The sequence below is a fragment of the Cupriavidus sp. FW305-27 genome (assembly GCF_058787995.1).
On sequence record NZ_JBYTAG010000009.1, the window covers coordinates 25,500 to 41,655 of the forward strand.

Annotated in this window: 19 protein-coding genes and 1 pseudogene; 13 read left to right on the top strand and 7 right to left on the bottom strand. The window is 66.6% G+C overall.

From position 1 onward, the window contains the following. Window positions 1–25: 25 nt before the first annotated feature. Window positions 26–775: an SDR family NAD(P)-dependent oxidoreductase gene (locus AC3WRI_RS06165; RefSeq protein ID WP_439671967.1), complete on the bottom strand. Its 750-nt coding sequence runs from the start codon at window positions 773–775 to the stop codon at window positions 26–28. Window positions 776–817: 42 nt separating this feature from the next. Then, a complete protein-coding gene (locus AC3WRI_RS06170; protein ID WP_010810275.1) occupies window positions 818–1,753 on the bottom strand; it encodes a dioxygenase family protein in 936 nt (311 codons plus the stop codon). 414 nt (window positions 1,754–2,167) lie between these two features. On the opposite strand from AC3WRI_RS06170, the gene AC3WRI_RS06175 reads away from it, so the two are divergent. From AC3WRI_RS06175 to AC3WRI_RS06185, 3 genes are read left to right on the top strand one after another with little or no spacing between them, the layout of a single operon-like run. After that, window positions 2,168–2,479 (top strand): hypothetical protein, encoded by a 312-nt coding sequence (locus AC3WRI_RS06175; protein ID WP_010810276.1) that lies wholly within the window; start codon window positions 2,168–2,170, stop codon window positions 2,477–2,479. Window positions 2,480–2,512: 33 nt separating this feature from the next. Further along, on the top strand, window positions 2,513–2,932 hold the full coding sequence (locus AC3WRI_RS06180) for an organic hydroperoxide resistance protein (RefSeq protein WP_010810277.1): 420 nt from the start codon (window positions 2,513–2,515) through the stop codon (window positions 2,930–2,932). A 59-nt stretch (window positions 2,933–2,991) separates the two neighbouring features. Next, the gene (locus AC3WRI_RS06185; RefSeq protein ID WP_010810278.1) at window positions 2,992–3,507 is read left to right on the top strand and encodes a DUF1097 domain-containing protein; all 516 of its coding nucleotides are present in this window, start codon (window positions 2,992–2,994) and stop codon (window positions 3,505–3,507) included. A gap of 78 nt (window positions 3,508–3,585) precedes the next feature. On the opposite strand, the gene AC3WRI_RS06190 is transcribed toward AC3WRI_RS06185, so the two are convergent. Both AC3WRI_RS06190 and AC3WRI_RS06195 read right to left on the bottom strand, forming a co-directional pair. Beyond that, window positions 3,586–3,954: an AraC family transcriptional regulator gene (locus tag AC3WRI_RS06190; protein WP_255266277.1), complete on the bottom strand. Its 369-nt coding sequence runs from the start codon at window positions 3,952–3,954 to the stop codon at window positions 3,586–3,588. 138 nt (window positions 3,955–4,092) lie between these two features. Further along, the gene (locus tag AC3WRI_RS06195) at window positions 4,093–4,989 is read right to left on the bottom strand and encodes an AraC family transcriptional regulator (RefSeq protein ID WP_492292865.1); all 897 of its coding nucleotides are present in this window, start codon (window positions 4,987–4,989) and stop codon (window positions 4,093–4,095) included. Window positions 4,990–5,087: 98 nt separating this feature from the next. Here AC3WRI_RS06195 and AC3WRI_RS06200 point away from each other — a divergent pair, with 98 nt between their 5' ends. The 9 genes from AC3WRI_RS06200 (at window position 5,088) to AC3WRI_RS06240 (ending at window position 12,982) form a co-directional block, all read left to right on the top strand. After that, window positions 5,088–5,831, top strand: a complete 744-nt coding sequence (locus AC3WRI_RS06200; protein ID WP_010810281.1) for an SDR family oxidoreductase — start codon at window positions 5,088–5,090, stop codon at window positions 5,829–5,831. A gap of 129 nt (window positions 5,832–5,960) precedes the next feature. Further along, complete coding sequence (locus AC3WRI_RS06205; RefSeq protein ID WP_011617484.1) at window positions 5,961–7,016, top strand: LacI family DNA-binding transcriptional regulator; 1,056 nt, start codon at window positions 5,961–5,963, stop codon at window positions 7,014–7,016. Window positions 7,017–7,261: 245 nt separating this feature from the next. After that, window positions 7,262–8,065 carry a transporter substrate-binding domain-containing protein gene (locus AC3WRI_RS06210; protein ID WP_010810283.1) on the top strand — a complete coding sequence of 268 codons (804 nt, stop codon included), beginning with the start codon at window positions 7,262–7,264 and terminating at the stop codon, window positions 8,063–8,065. Window positions 8,066–8,119: 54 nt separating this feature from the next. Further along, a complete protein-coding gene (locus AC3WRI_RS06215; protein WP_010810284.1) occupies window positions 8,120–8,878 on the top strand; it encodes an amino acid ABC transporter permease in 759 nt (252 codons plus the stop codon). Then, window positions 8,875–9,525: an amino acid ABC transporter permease gene (locus AC3WRI_RS06220; protein WP_010810285.1), complete on the top strand. Its 651-nt coding sequence runs from the start codon at window positions 8,875–8,877 to the stop codon at window positions 9,523–9,525. The genes AC3WRI_RS06215 and AC3WRI_RS06220 overlap by 4 nt, the downstream gene beginning before the upstream one ends. After that, window positions 9,512–10,246 carry an amino acid ABC transporter ATP-binding protein gene (locus tag AC3WRI_RS06225; RefSeq protein ID WP_010810286.1) on the top strand — a complete coding sequence of 245 codons (735 nt, stop codon included), beginning with the start codon at window positions 9,512–9,514 and terminating at the stop codon, window positions 10,244–10,246. Before AC3WRI_RS06220 ends, AC3WRI_RS06225 begins: the two co-directional genes overlap by 14 nt. Then, on the top strand, window positions 10,243–11,031 hold the full coding sequence (locus tag AC3WRI_RS06230) for a sugar phosphate isomerase/epimerase family protein (protein WP_439671975.1): 789 nt from the start codon (window positions 10,243–10,245) through the stop codon (window positions 11,029–11,031). Before AC3WRI_RS06225 ends, AC3WRI_RS06230 begins: the two co-directional genes overlap by 4 nt. Then, window positions 11,028–11,972 (top strand): sugar kinase, encoded by a 945-nt coding sequence (locus AC3WRI_RS06235; protein WP_010810288.1) that lies wholly within the window; start codon window positions 11,028–11,030, stop codon window positions 11,970–11,972. The genes AC3WRI_RS06230 and AC3WRI_RS06235 overlap by 4 nt, the downstream gene beginning before the upstream one ends. A gap of 20 nt (window positions 11,973–11,992) precedes the next feature. Beyond that, a complete protein-coding gene (locus AC3WRI_RS06240) occupies window positions 11,993–12,982 on the top strand; it encodes a 2-hydroxyacid dehydrogenase (protein WP_492292867.1) in 990 nt (329 codons plus the stop codon). 15 nt (window positions 12,983–12,997) lie between these two features. Here AC3WRI_RS06240 and AC3WRI_RS06245 read toward each other — a convergent pair whose 3' ends face one another. Next, window positions 12,998–13,960 (bottom strand): Bug family tripartite tricarboxylate transporter substrate binding protein, encoded by a 963-nt coding sequence (locus tag AC3WRI_RS06245; RefSeq protein ID WP_011617487.1) that lies wholly within the window; start codon window positions 13,958–13,960, stop codon window positions 12,998–13,000. 77 nt (window positions 13,961–14,037) lie between these two features. Here AC3WRI_RS06245 and AC3WRI_RS06250 point away from each other — a divergent pair. Further along, window positions 14,038–14,223 (top strand): annotated as a pseudogene (locus AC3WRI_RS06250) (biotin carboxylase N-terminal domain-containing protein); the annotation flags it as partial. Between the two features lie 163 nt (window positions 14,224–14,386). Here AC3WRI_RS06250 and AC3WRI_RS06255 read toward each other — a convergent pair. Beyond that, complete coding sequence (locus tag AC3WRI_RS06255; protein ID WP_041688505.1) at window positions 14,387–14,887, bottom strand: DUF6496 domain-containing protein; 501 nt, start codon at window positions 14,885–14,887, stop codon at window positions 14,387–14,389. Window positions 14,888–15,111: 224 nt separating this feature from the next. Continuing rightward, a complete protein-coding gene (locus AC3WRI_RS06260) occupies window positions 15,112–16,014 on the bottom strand; it encodes a LysR family transcriptional regulator (RefSeq protein ID WP_454749667.1) in 903 nt (300 codons plus the stop codon). Between the last annotated feature and the right edge of the window lie 142 nt (window positions 16,015–16,156).

The window sequence follows — 16,156 nt, forward strand, 5'->3', positions numbered from 1 at the left end:
GTTGGGTAAACAAGCGGGGCCCGGCCTATCCAAGCTGGCGGCCGCCGTCCACGACGATGGTGGTGCCGGTGGCAAAGCGCAGCGACGTCGCGCAGGCCGCGATGGCATCGGCCACGTCCTGTGCCTGGCCGACGCGCTTGAGCGGCGTCGACTTGGCGGCGCGCTCGTTGAAGCCGCTGTCGCGTCCCGGCACGAAGGCGGTATCGACCACGCCCGGTGATACGTTCAGCACGCGGATATGCGGCGCCAGCGCGCGCCCGAGCGACATCGCCATGACATCGAGCCCGGCCTTGGCAGCGCAGTACGCAACGTTGCTGCCCTGCCCCGTACGGCCGGCGATGGACCCGACATTGACCACCAGCCCGTCGCCATTGGCGCGCAGGTGCGGCGCGAACGCACGGATCGCAGCAAACTGCCCGCGCCAGTTGATGGCAAACAGTTCATCGATCAGCGCATCGTCCAGGGCGTCCAGGTCGGCGTGCGGGATCGCCCGCGTAAAGCCTGCGGTGTTCACCAGGATATCGACGCGGCCGTAGTGATGGCTGACCTCGTCGGCCAGCGCGCGCAGCGAGGCGCTGTCGGCAACCTCGGCCACAGCGGCAAGATGGTTGCCGGCCGGCAAGGCCGCCGCGGCACTGGCCGCCTCGTCGGCGTCGCGCCCGGTCAGCACGACGCTTGCGCCAAGGCGCGCCAGCGTTTCACCGGCGGCAAAGCCGATCGCGCCGGTACCGCCGAGGATCACGGCCACCTTGCCGGAAAGAAAAGTAGCACTCATGGTTTCAATGTGGGAATGGGTCAGGGGAAGCCGATCCGGCGATCAGTCGATCGGCGGCTTCGGGAAGGTCTGCTCGCCGGGCTCGAGCGTGAAATCGAACGCCAGTGTGTAGAACGGCGCCGGCACATCGCCCCACGGGCTGGGGCCTTGGTGGTGCAGCCGGAGATCGCCAACCAGCTGCCGATGCACGCCGAACGTGACATCGGATTCCAGCTTGTCCGGCGCGTCGGCAAACACCTGGGTGACGAGCGTCCGGTAACCCGGCGCCGCGACGATGAAATGGATATGCGCCGGCCGGTACGGATGGCGCTGCTGCTCGGCCAGTAGCGTGCCTACCGGGCCGTGGGTCGGCACGGGATAGCCGGCAGGCCGTACCGTGCGAAAGTGGTAGCCGCCGCTTTCATCGGTATGGAAGCAGCCGCGCAGGTTGCGGTCGGGCTGGGCCGGATCCTGGTTGTCATACAGTCCCACCGGCGACGCCTGCCAGATCTCGACCAGGGCGCCTGGCAGCGGCGTGCCATCGGTCGCCCGCACGGTGCCGCTGACCAGCAGCGGCAAGCCAGGCGCGTCGTCCTGCACCACGCAGTCACCGCAGTCATAGCGCGGCGCGTTGGCGCGATAGAACGGGCCCAGCAGCGCGCCGGGCGTGCGCCCGTCCCTGGTGCTGTTATTCATGACGGTCACCAGCGTCGACAGCCCCAGCACGTCGGCAGCCAGCACAACCTCGTTGTGTTTGGCATTGGTCGCATGGCCCAGGCTGGCGATATACCCCAGGGCAAGCTCGAATTCCTCGTCGGACAGCCGCACCTCGGACAGGAACCCGTGAAGGTGCCGCACCAGGGAATCCATGATGAAGCGCAGGCGGGGATTGGCGGTATTGGCCATGGCCGCCTGGACCACGCCTGTCACCGAGTGTTCGTCCTCGATCAGCGCCAGACGCTCGCCTTGTGGCGCCTGCCGCTCGCTGGAAGTTTCCATGTTTTGCCTCCTTTGCAAACGTTTGCATTATCGGCGGTTTCGACGGATGGTCAAGGTCGAAGTTGGTCACCGCCACGACTAGCAACGGCTGCCGTTCAACCAGAATCACAATCAAAACAAGGGCGTACGGAGGATTTTCGGGAGAAACCCTAGGTGCATGCAGAGGCGCAGAATGTGGCGCATAAGCCTGTCCGAGTCCCCTGCCGATGCGGCTCCCCAGCCCGTTCGCGCATGAATTTGTACCCGTCTGTATCACGCAGCTGCAACGATACGTGTTTCGACAGAGACACCCCTCACGCGCTACGGGCCAGATACATCGATCGCCTTAAATGCATTCCGTGGCCCGGCGGCGAACCTCAACAAAGCCAGTCCCTGCCGCGCAATACCGAACCCAAACCTTTAAGGAAGACGATCATGACTACCCACAACATCGCCAAGCGCTTTGTCTTCGCCATCGCCCTGGTTGCCGCCGCTGCCGGTGCGCAGGCCGCCGCACTGTCCCAGCCGGGCGCGCGAGACCCCTTCACCGACGGTGCCCGCTCCGTGCAAGAGGCACGCAGCCCGTACAGCGACGGCGCGCGTGCCGTCGACCCGTTCACGGACGGTGCGCGCAACGTCGATCCGTACTACGACGGCGCACGCACCCTGTCCGGCCTGGACCGCACCGGCGTTTCAGCGGACCCGGCGCGCAGTGTCGACCCCTATCTTGACGGCGCCTACGCCTGAACCCCGACTTTCTGAATAAACAAGGAGCGCATCATGACCCGTATCGAAAAAGTGCTGTACACCGGCAAAGTCCACATCACCGCAGGCGGACGCGACGGCGAAGCCCATAGCGATGACGGCCGGCTGAACCTTCAACTGTCCTCGCCGGGCACCAAAGGCCCGGGCACGAACCCGGAGCAATTGCTCGCCACGGGATGGTCGGCGTGCTTTATCGGCGCGATCGGGCTGGCCGCCGGCAAGATGAAAGTGAAGCTGCCGGCCGAGCTTTCGGTCGACGCCGAGGTTGACCTGGGCATGGCTGGCGAGGCCTATTTGCTGCAGGCCCGGCTCAATGTCCACATCCCCGGCATCGACCGTGAAGTGGCCCAGGCACTGGTGGATACCGCGCACCGGACCTGCCCATACTCGAAGGCCCTGCACGGCAACATCCACGTCGAGACCAACCTGGTCTGACACACACCGTGACCTGCCTGAGGCCAACCGGGCAGGTCATCTTCCGGAAGGAGGCTCCCATGCCGAAGATTGGCATTTCGGTACAGGCTGCGGCACTGAATATCCCGCCAGGCACGTTCCATGGCATTACCCTGATCGGGGCCGTGGTGGCTGCCGTTACGACTTTCCTGACGCTCACCGCAGCGCTACCCGCCTGGGCCATGTTCCTTGGCTGGGTCGCATTCAACACAGGCTCGCAGACGGCGCGCGAAGGCGCAGCGAACCTTGCGGCATTCCTGCTCGGCATCGTCTTCGGTGCTGCGACCGGACTGCTGATTGGATGGCTGACGCCGCGCTTCGGTGACCTGGCTACACCGCTCGCGGTGTTCGGCGACGTGGTACTCGTGCTCAGCCTGCGCGCGCTGCCACGGATCAACAATCCGCTTGCCTATTTCCTTGGCCTGATCAGTTTCTTTGCTGCGAGCCAGCCACCGTCGCTGATGTTGTTAGGGGCGCTGGCCGCTGCCGGTGTGCTCGGCGCGATCGGCGCCGGTATCAGCAACGTGCTGCAGGCGCGACTGGCGCGCGCAGTTTGAGCCGGCTTGTCTGCGCCGAGCAGGCAACGCTCAGCCGAGCCGGCGCGGGATCGCCTATCGCTTTCACGCGCGCGCCCCTCAGACCACGTTGATCGTGACGTCGATGTTGCCCCGCGTGGCCTTGGAATACGGACAGGTCTGATGCGCCTCGTGCGCCAGGGCCTCCGCGGTCTCGCGCTCCACGCCTGGGACGTGCACGTTGAGGCGCGCCTGCAGGCAATACGCATCGCCCGCCATGCCGAGGTCGACTTCGGCGTCGATGGCCACGTTCTCTGGCAGTGCAATCTTTATCTTCCTGGCTGCCAGGATGCGCGCCGTTTCAACGCGCAGCTGCTCGACTGCACGTGCGGGTGATTGACCGGTGTTCAGCCGGAACTCGCGGCCGAAGTGGCGTGGGCTCATATGCACGGAATCTGCGAGCCTTTCAACCGAGAGGTCTTCGTGCAGGTGGGTTCGCCGAAGATTCGCAGGAATGCCCGCCGCATGCGTTCGGGTCGGTGAAGCCCGTCAGGCTGGCGATGCGCTCGACGGTGAGTCGATCTGCGTCTATCAGGGTTTCTTCGCCCCTGCGTGGAACACGACGTTCTAGCGTTTGCGCGCGTAGAGACTCGGTGGTTGGCCGACGTGCCGGCTGAACGCGGTGCTGAAGGTAGTTGCCGAGCCGTAGCCGACCCGTTCAGCCACTTCGGCGATCCCGATGTCATGGCGACGGAGCAGGTCCTTCGCCACGGCCATGCGCCAGGCGATCAGGTATTCCATCGGTGGCATTCCCACGGCGCGCGTGAAGCGCTCAAAAAAGGTCGAGCGCGACAGCGCTGCCTTCCTGGCAAGTTGGGCCACCGTCCACGAGCGCGCGGGATCGGCGTGCATCTGCCGCATCGCTGACGCGAGTCGCGTATCGGTCAGGCCACGCAGCAGCCCCGGGGGCGCGTCCTCCCCCGAAGTTGAGCGCAGCGCTTCGATCAGCAGCACCTCCACCAGGCGCGTGAGCATGAGCTCGCGCCCCGACCTCCGTTCACCCGATTCCTCGCTGACGAGCCGCACGATTGCCGAAAGCCGCTCGGCGCCGCGCACATGCACCAGCGCCGGCAGCAGCGACACCAGCAACGCAGCATTGGACGAGTCGAAGACGAAGTAGCCGCCGAGCAGTCGCACATCGGGGCGTCCACCGCGCCTGCCGTGACGAACTTCGCCCATCGGCGCGGGCGTGACTTTGGGGTCGATGCGCTCGGGCGCCACCGGCTCAAAGCCCGACAAGGTGAAGCCCGGCGTTGCCGGCAGGAGCACGAAGTCGCCCGTCTCAAGCGTGAGGGCATGCTGGCCGTCGACGGCGAGACGACAACTGCCCTCGAGCACGGCGCAGAAGCTTGGCTGGCCGAAGTCAGCGTAGCGAACACCCCAGCGGCCGGCGCCGCTGATGGACTTCGAGAACACGGCACGCGGCTGAAGCAGCGAGATGACTTCTGACAGGGGATCGCTCATCGCCGGACGATTGCAAATGAAATCTGGACTTTTCATTGTAGGCAGTCCGTCGCATCCCCGCTATCGTTGCCGGCATCCAAACCACCACCGAAACCCTCATGAAAACCGTGCTGATTACCGGCTGCTCCTCTGGCTATGGCCTTGAAACCGCGCGCCACTTCCACGCGCAGGGCTGGAACGTCATCGCCACCATGCGAACGCCGAACGAAGAACTCTTGCCCCGATCCCACCGGATCCGCGTGCTGGCGCTCGACGTGACGAAGCCCGACAGCATCGCCGCCACGCTTGCAGCGAGCGGAGCCATCGACGTGCTCGTCAACAACGCGGGCATCGGCCTGTTTGGCGCCTTCGAGGCCACTCCGATGGCCACGACGCGCGAGGTGTTCGAGACCAACACGTTCGGCGTGATGGCGATGACCCAGGCGGTGCTGCCCCAGTTCCGTGCGCGCAGGTCGGGCGTGGTGGTGAACGTGACCTCGAGCACGACGCTGGCGCCGATGCCGATGGTAGCCGTCTACACCGCGAGCAAGATGGCCATCGAAGGCTTCACCGCATCGCTCGCGTTCGAGCTCGAAGCGTTCAACGTGAGCGTGAAGCTGGTCGAGCCAGGCTACGGACCGACCACGCGCTTTACCAGCAACGGGGGACCGCGCATGGAGGGCCTGATCCCCGAGGCATACGCGTCTTGCGCGCAGGGCATCTTTGCTTCCCTCTCGCAACCGGCAGCGGTGACGACCGAGGCCGAGGTGGCCGAAGCGGTTTGGCGTGCCGCCAACGACAGGTCCGGGCTGCTTCGGTTTCCGGCAGGTGCCGATGCGGTAGCGCTGGCTCATTCGGGATAACCGTCGAAGGGTCTGGCCCTTCGACGGTTTGCCGCACCAGGTATCGGAGCCCAATCGCCCCGGAGGCTGGCACATCCCGACACGCCCGAGGCATAATCGTGAAACTGGTTTCACCGAGACCCGAACCCTATGCCGCGCCCTGTTATCCGACCTGTGTCCGACCAGAAACCTGCAGAGAAACTCACCATCCAGGACGTTGCCGACTATGCGGGCGTGTCCAAGGCAACCGTATCGCGCTACCTGAACCGGGGCGGCGAGCAGCTTTCCGCGGACGTGGAGGCGCGCGTCGCCGCGGCCATCCGCGCGCTCGGCTATAGCCCCAGCCCGATGGCGCAGGGGCTCAAGCGCGGCAAGTCGCGCCTGATCGGCCTGGTGGTCGCGGATGTCTCCAATTCGTTCTCGGTGGCCGTGCTGCGCGGCGTTGAGAAGGCCTGTCGCGACGCCGGCTACATGGTGATGCTGTTCAACCTCGGCAATGACGAGCAACTGGAGCGCGAAGCCATTCGCTCGCTGTCGGCCTACCGGGTTGAGGGCTTTATCCTGCACACGCTGGGCCACGATGCCGGCGCCCTGGCCGATGCGGCGCAGTTGGGCAAGCCAGTGGTCCTGGTCGACCGCAAGGTCGGCGATGCCGAAGTCGACCTGGTGGCCCTGGACAACCAGACCGCCGTCCAGGAAGCCGCCGGCCACCTGGTCGAAGCCGGCTACCGGCGCCTGCTGTTCATCAGCGAGCCGATCAAGGCCATCAGCTCGCGCAACGAGCGGGCGCGCGCGTTCCAGGCCTTTGTCGCCGAACACGTGGACACGGTTGGAGGGACCGTTTTTGAAGCCCAGCGGGGTGACGACGATGCCCTGGATGAAGCGCTGCGCGCGCTGCGCCGTGGCGCCGGACAGGCACCCGTTGCCGTGCTGGCGGCCAACGCCGTGATCTCGCTGCGCGTGGCCGCATCGGCCGCCAGACTAGGGTGGCAGCTTGGCGCCGACCTGGGCCTGATCGGCTTCGATGATCCGGAATGGGCTGCACTGGTCGGTCCCGGCCTCAGCGCCATTTCCCAGCCCACCGACGATATCGGGCGCGTTGCCACCAACTGCCTGATAGAGCGCCTGCAAGGCACGCAGCTGCCGCCGCGCCGGGTGCTGTTGCCCGGCACGCTGGTCACGCGCGGATCGACCCGCCGCGCCTGATCGCAGAGCCCTTCCCCACCGGCGCCCGCCGTGCCCGCCTGATCCACGCCTGCACCCGCTGCGCACGTCCAGCGGGTGCCTGACGTGCCTGTTTCCACATCCGCCAAACGCAGTTTTTGACCGTAAGGGTTTCCACTGCTGGATCTCTGAAACCGGTTTCCTATAATCCTGAAACCGGTTTCAAGACGGTGCTTGCCCAACGCTGCGACGCCAGCGACACATTCCATAAACGTGCAGGAGACATGATGAACGTCCAACGCTTGTTGCGCCGCGCAGCCGCGCCCGTGCTGACTCTGCTGGTCCTGACCAGCGCCGCTTTCACCGCCCAGGCGCAGACCGTCGCCGAGATCGTCAAGAAGGGCAGGGTCACCATCGGCGTGGTGACCGGCGCCCCGCCCTTCGGCACCACGGACGCCACCGGCAAGCCCGCCGGCTATGACGTCGACGTGGCCAACCTGCTCGGCAAGTATCTGGGCGTGCCGGTCGATATCGTTCCGCTCACCTCGCCCAGCCGGATTCCGGCGCTGGAGGCCGGCAAGGTCGATTTCCTGGTCGCCACGCTGGCGCCGACGCCCGAGCGGGCGCGGGCCATCATGTTCAGTGCACCCTACAGCGCGTTCGAGCTGACCATCTTCGCGCCCGTCGCTGCCAAGTACGCCAGGCTGACGGAACTCGGGAAGAAGAAGGTGGGCGTGACGCGCGGCACCACGCAGGACACCGCGCTGACCCGGCTGGCCGTGCCCGGCATGAACATCGTCCGCTTCGAGGACGATGCCACCTGCGCGCAGGCGCTGATCAGCAACCAGGTCGAAGCCATTGCCCTGCCCAATACCACCGGCAACGAGATCATGAAGGCGCGCGGTGCCGGCAAGTTCGACGCCAAGTTCGCGTTCTCGGTGCAGCCCAATTCAATGGCCGTGCGCCGCGACGCCTTCGAGCTGCGCCAGTGGCTCAACACCACCATCTCCTACGTCAAGCTGAATGGCGAACTCGACGCCATTGCGCAGAAGTGGACCGGCAAGGCGCTGCCTGCGCTGCAAGCGTTCTGAACCAGGCCGTCTGAGGTTGCGCGCCGGCGCCAGCCGGCGTGCCAGGAGACCCCCATGAACTACCAATTCGAATGGACCCCGGTGCTGTCGCAGCTGGACCGCTTCGCGGAAGGCGCGGCGATGACGCTGGCGCTCAGCTTCGGCTCGATCCTGCTTGGCACAGTGGTCGGCACCGCCGGCGCGATTGCCGCCGCTTTTGGCGGCCCCTGGCTGCAGCGTGCCACCAGGGCATATGTCGAAGCCATCCGCAACACGCCCTTCCTGATCCAGCTCTTCATCATCTTCTTCGGCTTGCCAACCGTGGGCCTGCAGATCGATGCCGTCACCGCCGCGGTGATTGCCATGACCGTCAACCTCGGCGCCTACTCGACGGAAATCATCCGGGCCGGCCTGCAGGCAGTTCACCGCTCGCAACTCGAGGCCGCCGCCGCGCTGGGCATGACACGCTGGCAGCTGATCCGCCACGTCGCCCTGGTGCCGGCTTTCGAGAAGGTCTATCCGGCCCTGACCAGCCAGTTCACGCTGATGATGCTGACGTCGAGCGTGGTGTCGACGATCTCGGTGGAAGAGCTGACGGCGGTCGCCAGCCAGGTCGATTCGCAGACCTTCCGCACCTTCGAGAGCTACATCCTGGTCATGTTCGTCTATATCGGCCTGGCACTGATGCTGCGCGCCATATTCGGCCTGATCGGCAACCTCGTGTTCAAGCGGCGCCGCGTGGTGGCGCGCGCACGAAAGCTGGCCCGCACAGCCCGCATCGCGCCAATGGCGCAGGCGGAACTGACGGCAGCGGCTGCAGGGAGCGCGCAATGATCACCGAGTTCTCCTGGAATCATCTTGAAATCCTGCTGCTGGCAGCGCGCTGGACGCTGTGGGTGACCTTGCTCGCCTTCGTCGGCGGCACGCTGGCCGGCTTCCTGGTGGCGCTGGCACGTACCTCCAGAAGCCCGATGCTGCGCCTCGCCAGCACGGCCTATATCCAGGTCGTGCAAGGCACGCCGGTGCTGATCGTGCTGTTCCTGAGCTACTACGGACTCTCCGTGCTCGGGCTCAAGCTGTCGCCGATGGTCGCGGCCATGCTGGCGATGTCGATCTACGCCAGCGCCTACCTTGGCGAGATCTGGCGCGGCTGCATCGAGGCCGTGCCGCAAGGACAGTGGGAAGCCAGTGAAGCGCTCGCCCTCACCCGCTGGCAGCAGCTGCGCTATGTGGTGCTGCCGCAGGCCGTGCGGCTGGCCTTGCCGCCCACGGTGGGATTCTCGGTCCAGCTGGTCAAGAACACCTCGATCACTTCCATCATCGGCGTCATCGAACTGACCCGCGCCGGCCAGTTGATCAACAACGCGACCTTCCAGCCCTTCGCGGTCTTCGTCGTCGTCGCACTTATCTACTTCGCGCTCTGCTTCCCGCTGTCGGCGGCGGCGCGGCGCATGGAAAGGAGGCTCCATGTCAATCGTTGAAGCACAAGGCGTGCACAAGTCATATGGCGCTGTCGAAGTCCTGAAGGGCGTTTCGTTTGCGATCGAGCCGGGCCAGGTGGTCGCCATCATCGGCCGCAGCGGCTCCGGCAAGAGCACCATGCTGCGTTGCCTGAATGGCCTGGAGACGATCAACGCCGGCGACATCACCGTCGCCGGGCACAAGCTGGATCACGACCGCAAGCGCTTGCTCGACCTGCGCCGCGACGTGGGCATGGTGTTCCAGAGCTACAACCTGTTTCCGCACCTGACCGTGGGCGAGAACATCGCGCTGGCGCCGTCCATCGTGAAGAAGATGGCAGCCAGCAAGATCGACGGCATCGTCGACCAGGTGCTGACCCAGGTCGGCCTGCTCGACAAGAAGGACTGCTACCCCGAGCAGCTCTCGGGTGGCCAGCAACAGCGCGTGGCCATCGCCCGTTCGCTGGCGATGGAGCCCAAGGTGATGCTGTTCGACGAGGTCACCTCCGCGCTCGACCCCGAGCTGACAGCGGAAGTGCTTCGGGTCATGGAGAACCTCGCTGCCTCCGGCATGACCATGGTGCTGGTCACGCATGAAATGGAGTTCGCGCGCCGCATGGCGCATACCACCATCTTCATGCACCAGGGCAAGGTCCACGAGGCGGGGCCATCGAAGGCGCTGTTCGCGCAGCCGCGGACACCGGAACTGCAGCAATTCCTCGGCGCGGGAGCACTGAAATGAGCCATTGGCAAGCAGATGGTGCTTCGCGCCCGCCGGTGCTGATCTCGTTGACAGCCTATGGCGCCGACTTCGCCCTGCGCGACGGACAGGCCGCACTCGCGCGGATTGCCGCGGCAGCCGGCGCGGACGGCGTGGAATTCCGCGGCGAACTCCAGCGCGGGCACAAGGATGAAGTCATTGAACAGCGCGAGGTCGCCCGGCAGCATGGGCTGAGCGTGGTCTGGTCCAGCCCGGAAGGCCTCTGGAGCGAAGCCGGCAGCCTCGATGCCGCCGCGCTCGACCGTGCCTTCACGACCGCGCTGGCGCTCGGTGCGACCCGGGTCAAGATGTCGCTTGGCGGCTATCGGGAAGGCACGGCACTGGAAGCACTGCTTCCCTGGCTGCGGCACGATGGCATCGAACTCGTCGTGGAAAACGACCAGACCGCCCAGGCCGGCACCGTGCCGCCGTTGCGCGATTTCTTCGCGCGTATCACGGCGCTCGGCGAGAACGTGCCGATGACCTTCGACATGGGCAACTGGCACTGGACCGGCGAAGACCCGCTCGACGCCGCGCAGGTCTTCGGCGCCGGCGTCGGCTACGTGCACTGCAAAGGCGTGCAGCGCACGCCTGCCAAATGGATCGCGGTGCCGCTGGACCAGTCGGCGGCACCCTGGCGCAGCGTCTTGCGCCGCCTGCCAGCGCACGTTGCGCGTGCGATCGAATTCCCGCTGCAAGGCGAAGACCTGGTGCAGGTCACGCGCGGTCATGTCGAACTGCTGCGTTCGGTGGAGGTTCCCGCATGAGCACCGATCTTGACGTGGTCACGCTGGGCGAGGCGATGCTGATGCTGGTCGCCGGCGAAGCCGGGCCGCTCGAAGGCGCGCAGACCTTCCACAAGCGCACCGCCGGTGCCGAGACCAATGTGGCCATCGGCCTGTCGCGCCTGGGCCTGAAGGTTGGCTGGGCCAGCCGGCTGGGCGACGACTCGATGGCCCGCTACCTGCTCGGCGAAATGCAGCGCGAAGGCGTGGATTGCAGCCAGGTGGTGTGCGAGCCCGGTGAGCGCACCGGTTTCCAGTTCAAGGGCCGGGTCGACGACGGCAGCGATCCCCCCGTCGAATACCACCGCCGCGGCTCGGCGGCGAGCCGCATGAACCCGGAGCACCTGGACGGCAGGTGGCTGCGGCGCTCGCGGCACCTGCACGTCACCGGCGTGTTCCCCGCGCTGGCCGCAGGCACGCAGGCCGCCACGCGCCAGGCCATCGCCACCATGCAGGCCGCCGGCCGCACGATCTCGTTCGATCCCAACCTGCGGCCCACGCTGTGGGCGTCTCCCGAGTTGATGCGGGAGACGCTGAACGACCTGGCGCAGCAGTGCGACTGGGTGCTGCCCGGCATCGAAGAGGGCCGCTTCCTCACCGGCCACGCCGAGCCGGAACGCATTGCCGCCTTCTATCGTGCGCGCGGCGCCAGGCTGGTGGTGGTGAAGCTGGGCGCCGACGGCGCCTACTTCGATGGCGAGGCCGGCACCGGCCATGTCGAGGCATTCAGCGTCGAGCATGTTGTCGATACCGTTGGCGCCGGCGATGGCTTTGCCGTCGGCGTGATCAGCGCGCTGCTGGAGGGCCGGCCAGTGCGCGACGCCGTCCGGCGCGGCGCCTGGATCGGCGCCCGCGCGGTGCAGGTGCGCGGCGATACCGAAGGCCTGCCGACCCATGCCCAGCTGGCGGCCGCCAGTTTGTGAAGCCACTGCAAGGATTACCGATGCGCAAGAATGTCCTGGTGTTCCGCCCGATTCCTGATGACCTGCTCGCCAGGATCGAATCGGAGCACGATGTGATCGTGGCCGACCCGCGCCAGCCGGCACAACTGCCTGCCTTCCGCGCCGCGCTGGCAAACGCCCATGGCCTGATCGGCTCCAGCGTGAAGCTGGGCGCAGCGGAACTGGCCGAAGCGGGCCAGTTGGAGGTGATCTCGAGTATTTCGGTGGGGGTCGACAACTACGACCTCCCCTGCCTGCACCGGCGCGGCATCACCCTGTGCCACACGCCCGGCGTACTCACCGAGACCACCGCCGACACCGTCTTCGCGCTCATCATGGCCACGAGCCGCCGCCTGGTCGAGCTTGCGGCCCATGTGCGCGAAGGCCGCTGGACCGCCAATATCGGCGCAAGCCTGTTCGGCTGGGACGTGCACGGCAAGACCCTGGCGATCCTGGGCTTCGGGCGCATCGGCCAGGCCGTGGCGCGACGCGCGGCGCTCGGCTTCGGCATGGGGGTGCTCTACGTCAACGAGACCGCGGCGGAACCGCGTGACCTGGTGGGATGCGCCACCCGGACGGATCTCGACGATGCCTTGCGGCGCGCCGATATCGTCGCCGTCACGCTGCCCCTGACCGACAGCACGCGTGGCCTGATAGGCCGGCGCGAGTTCGCGCTGATGAAGCCGGGCGCCATCTTCGTCAACGGCGCCCGCGGCCAGATCGTGCAGGAAGACGCGCTGCTCGCGGCGCTCGACAGCGGCCACCTGCGCGCGGCCGGGCTGGACGTCTTCGCCACCGAGCCCCTGCCGCAGGATTCACCGCTGCGCAGCCATCCCAGGGTGACAGCCCTGCCCCATATCGGCTCGGCCACGCATGAGACCCGGCGCGCCATGGCCGAACTCGCCACGCGCAACCTGCTGGACACGCTCGCCGGGCGGCAGCCCGCCGCGCGCTTCGACCTCGCGGCCTTTGCCGCCCGGGCAGCCGCCTGATACGGACACGCTGCCTCACTTCCGCAGGTTGGTCCTGGCCACCAGTACCTTCATCACCGCGTTGTCTGCCGCGATCATCGCCTTGAAGGTCGCCGCGTCGGCATAGGCAATCCCAAGGTTCTGCCGGCCCAGCGCCGCCACGAAGACAGGGTCCGCCACCGCCTTGCGGCTGGCGGCCGCGAGGGTTTCGAGCACTTCAGGTGGCGTGCCCCTGGGCGCGGCCAGTCCGCGCCATGTGCCGATCGAGAGGTCGATACCGCGCTCACGCAGCGTCGGAACGTTCTCGAAGCCCCTGACACGCTGCCCGGCCATCACCGCGAGCGTCTTCACCTTGCCTGCGGCCACATAGGCCGATACTTCGGCCGGACTGACGGCCACCGCGTCGATATGCCCGCCCATCAACGCCACCAGGGCCGGCGCCGCACCGGAGAACGGCACATGATTGAATTTGACGTGCGCCTTGTCCTCCAGCGCCGTCGCCGCCAGGTGCCAGATCGAGCCCGGGCCGGAATTCCCGACCTGCACCTCCCCCGGGTGCGCCGCGGCGAATGCCAGGAACGCCTCGATGGTGTTCCAGCGCGAGTCGGCCTTGACCGTGATCGCCGACGGATCGGCATTCAGGCGCGCGATCGGCACCAGCTCGGCGGCGTCGAGGGTGGTCGGCCCGAGATGCGGGACGATCACGGCTTCCGCGATGATGATGCCGAGCTTGTAGCCATCGGGCCTGGCGCGGGCCACTTCCGTCATGCCGATGGCGCCGCTGGCACCTGGCTTGTTCACCACGGTCAGCGGCTGCGGCAGGTACTTTCGCATGGCTTCGCTGAAGGCCCGCGCAACCGTGTCGGTACCACCGCCCGCCGTGCTTGGCACCACGAGTTCGACAGGATGATCCGGGTAGGGCGCCGCGGGCGCCTGGCCGACGACGGCAAGTGAGGCCAGCAGGGCGGCCATGTGAAACAGCTTGCGGGGCGATCGCATCTATGGCTCTCAATTCAGGGGGGGCGGAGAAGTTGATTCCGTTGGGGGAAGCCTCGGACACACGACGTGAAAGACCATCGCATCCCGGATATGGGTTCTTGTCCGAGAGCGCGGATTTTGCCAAAGCCGTTGGAAGGGACGGGTTGGGCATCGGGCCTACCGCGGCTTCGATCCGGCGCATGGGCGACAAGGTCAGCGCCAAACGCGCCATGATCGAAGCCGGTGTCCCCGGCGTTCCGGGCTCCGAGGGCGCACCGACAGATTCTACGCCAGCCCCCTGGCCGAAGAGACCTACTCGCTGCTCGACCGCACAGTCGAAGCCGGCGAGAGAGTGGGTGGCTTACCTCCGTGTCGGTTCAGTGCGGTGAACGCCGGAGAACGCGGCGTGCCAGGCGCGCAGCTTGCCGACAGCGGTACGCTGGTTCGCTAACGGGCTGACTCCTTCCTTGCCGCACGCGTTCTAGCGGCCTTGCGGGCCGCTTCGGAGCGACCGGCAGCTCCCTTGGTGCTGGCGGCCTTCTTCGCGGCAGCCGAGCGATCGGTCGCCGTGCGCTTGCTTGCCGCGCTCTTGGCCTGGGCAGACAGCGCCTTGGGAGAAGCACCGGCGGTGCTCTCGCGCTTGAGTGCCTTGAGCGCGGCCTGGGACCGCTTGGCCGTGCTTTCTGAACTCGCCCGTCGCGGTGCAGCCTTGGCGGCAGCAGCCTTGGTTTCCGCCTTGGTCGCGCCCTTCTTTGGCGGCACATCGACGCCAGCGCGGCGTGCCTCCGACAAACCGATCGCTATGGCCTGCTTGGCCGAGCGCACGCCGTGCTTACCCTTTCGCACGGCTTCGATCTCGTCGTGAACGAAATGGCCGGCCTGGGTGGTCGGCGACTTGCCTGCTCTCTTGTCTGCCCTGGCTTTGGCTATGCTCGATGCCCTTGGCATGGTCGTCTCCATGACGGCCGCGGTCATCCGGCACGGGCCATGGCAGATGCAATGTCCGCGGCGCTGTTCAGGGCCCGCCATCTGCCGGCGGGTTAAAAAAATCCCTCGCAAAGGTCGTTCCAGGCGTGCAACTGGCGCGCCACTGCCACTCATAGAGGCGACGGTTGTACTGCCGCGTGCGAAATCTGCACACCTTGGGCCAAATCTACCCTGCGAGACGCGGTCTACACCAGGCAACGCGGCGCCTGGAATTCGATCACGTCCTTGATGACATCGCGCATCTCCGTGATCAGCAGGCGCGCGTCGTCGCGACGCCATTGCACGACATAGTGCAGGGGTTCCAGCGCGCCGCCCTTCGTCAGGATCTGCAACACCCCGCGCGCTTCCAGCGCTTCGGCCCACTGCCTTGGCATGAAGGCGAAACCCAGCCCCTCCGCCACCATGCCGACCACAGCGCCCCAGCTGTTGCACACCAGGCGACGGTTGACCGCCATGCCACGGGTGGCCAGCCACTGGTCGAGCACCCGGGTGCCGCCCGCGCCGACCGGCAGGGACAGCAGCAATTGCTCCGCCATCAGCCGCCGGGGATCGTCGGTGCCGGTCTGGTCGATAAAAGACTCGCTCGCGACCCAGACAAAGTCGACCTGCGCGATCCGCTCCGACGCGAGGCTGCTGCGCGATGACGGCCCGGCGATCACCGCGAGGTCGAGTTCGCCATCTTCCAGGCGCTGCTCCAGCACCTGACCGATATCGACGTAGGGCTCGAGCTGAAGCTCGGGGTGCCGGATGGCCGTCTGCCGTACCAGCCGGGGCAGCCAGGTCAGGCCGCTCAGTTCGCCCAGGCCCACGCGGCAACGGCCTTGCAGGCCACGGCTCTGCCCCGCTGACTGCTGCAACTCGGCCGCGACCCGCAGCAATTCGCGGATGCGCGGCAGCATCTGCTCGCCCTGCGCCGTCAGTTCGGCGCGGCGGCCGCTTCGGTCGAACAGCTGCACGCCGAGGGAGGTTTCAAGCTCGGCCACCCGCTTGGACAGCGAAGACACGGACAGATGGCAGCGGTCGGCGGCTACCGAGAAGTTGAGGCAGGTCGCGGCCCAGTAGAAGGCTTCCAGTTGCTTGAGGGTCATGGGATCCGCGCCGCGGGCGGCGATTATTAGTTTCCTAAAAGCGAAATTATAGCTTCGTTATTTTTCGCTTTTATCGATTCCTTGCGGTTGCTAGATTGAAGCCTCGTCGTCGCCTTGGCCCCCTATCGATCATGTCAGCTCT

What these genes read in the sequence shown, in the direction of transcription:
- AC3WRI_RS06260 (WP_454749667.1), bottom strand. Translation starts at nt 16,014, where the DNA reads ATGACCCTCAAGCAACTGGAAGCCTTCTACTGGGCCGCGACCTGCCTC.
- AC3WRI_RS06205 (WP_011617484.1), top strand. Translation starts at nt 5,961, where the DNA reads ATGCCGCGCCCTGTTATCCGACCTGTGTCCGACCAGAAACCTGCAGAG.
- AC3WRI_RS06225 (WP_010810286.1), top strand. Translation starts at nt 9,512, where the DNA reads ATGTCAATCGTTGAAGCACAAGGCGTGCACAAGTCATATGGCGCTGTC.
- AC3WRI_RS06220 (WP_010810285.1), top strand. Translation starts at nt 8,875, where the DNA reads ATGATCACCGAGTTCTCCTGGAATCATCTTGAAATCCTGCTGCTGGCA.
- AC3WRI_RS06245 (WP_011617487.1), bottom strand. Translation starts at nt 13,960, where the DNA reads ATGCGATCGCCCCGCAAGCTGTTTCACATGGCCGCCCTGCTGGCCTCA.
- AC3WRI_RS06210 (WP_010810283.1), top strand. Translation starts at nt 7,262, where the DNA reads ATGAACGTCCAACGCTTGTTGCGCCGCGCAGCCGCGCCCGTGCTGACT.
- AC3WRI_RS06215 (WP_010810284.1), top strand. Translation starts at nt 8,120, where the DNA reads ATGAACTACCAATTCGAATGGACCCCGGTGCTGTCGCAGCTGGACCGC.
- AC3WRI_RS06165 (WP_439671967.1), bottom strand. Translation starts at nt 775, where the DNA reads ATGAGTGCTACTTTTCTTTCCGGCAAGGTGGCCGTGATCCTCGGCGGT.
- AC3WRI_RS06200 (WP_010810281.1), top strand. Translation starts at nt 5,088, where the DNA reads ATGAAAACCGTGCTGATTACCGGCTGCTCCTCTGGCTATGGCCTTGAA.
- AC3WRI_RS06235 (WP_010810288.1), top strand. Translation starts at nt 11,028, where the DNA reads ATGAGCACCGATCTTGACGTGGTCACGCTGGGCGAGGCGATGCTGATG.
- AC3WRI_RS06185 (WP_010810278.1), top strand. Translation starts at nt 2,992, where the DNA reads ATGCCGAAGATTGGCATTTCGGTACAGGCTGCGGCACTGAATATCCCG.
- AC3WRI_RS06180 (WP_010810277.1), top strand. Translation starts at nt 2,513, where the DNA reads ATGACCCGTATCGAAAAAGTGCTGTACACCGGCAAAGTCCACATCACC.
- AC3WRI_RS06195 (WP_492292865.1), bottom strand. Translation starts at nt 4,989, where the DNA reads ATGAGCGATCCCCTGTCAGAAGTCATCTCGCTGCTTCAGCCGCGTGCC.
- AC3WRI_RS06170 (WP_010810275.1), bottom strand. Translation starts at nt 1,753, where the DNA reads ATGGAAACTTCCAGCGAGCGGCAGGCGCCACAAGGCGAGCGTCTGGCG.
- AC3WRI_RS06240 (WP_492292867.1), top strand. Translation starts at nt 11,993, where the DNA reads ATGCGCAAGAATGTCCTGGTGTTCCGCCCGATTCCTGATGACCTGCTC.
- AC3WRI_RS06230 (WP_439671975.1), top strand. Translation starts at nt 10,243, where the DNA reads ATGAGCCATTGGCAAGCAGATGGTGCTTCGCGCCCGCCGGTGCTGATC.
- AC3WRI_RS06175 (WP_010810276.1), top strand. Translation starts at nt 2,168, where the DNA reads ATGACTACCCACAACATCGCCAAGCGCTTTGTCTTCGCCATCGCCCTG.
- AC3WRI_RS06255 (WP_041688505.1), bottom strand. Translation starts at nt 14,887, where the DNA reads ATGCCAAGGGCATCGAGCATAGCCAAAGCCAGGGCAGACAAGAGAGCA.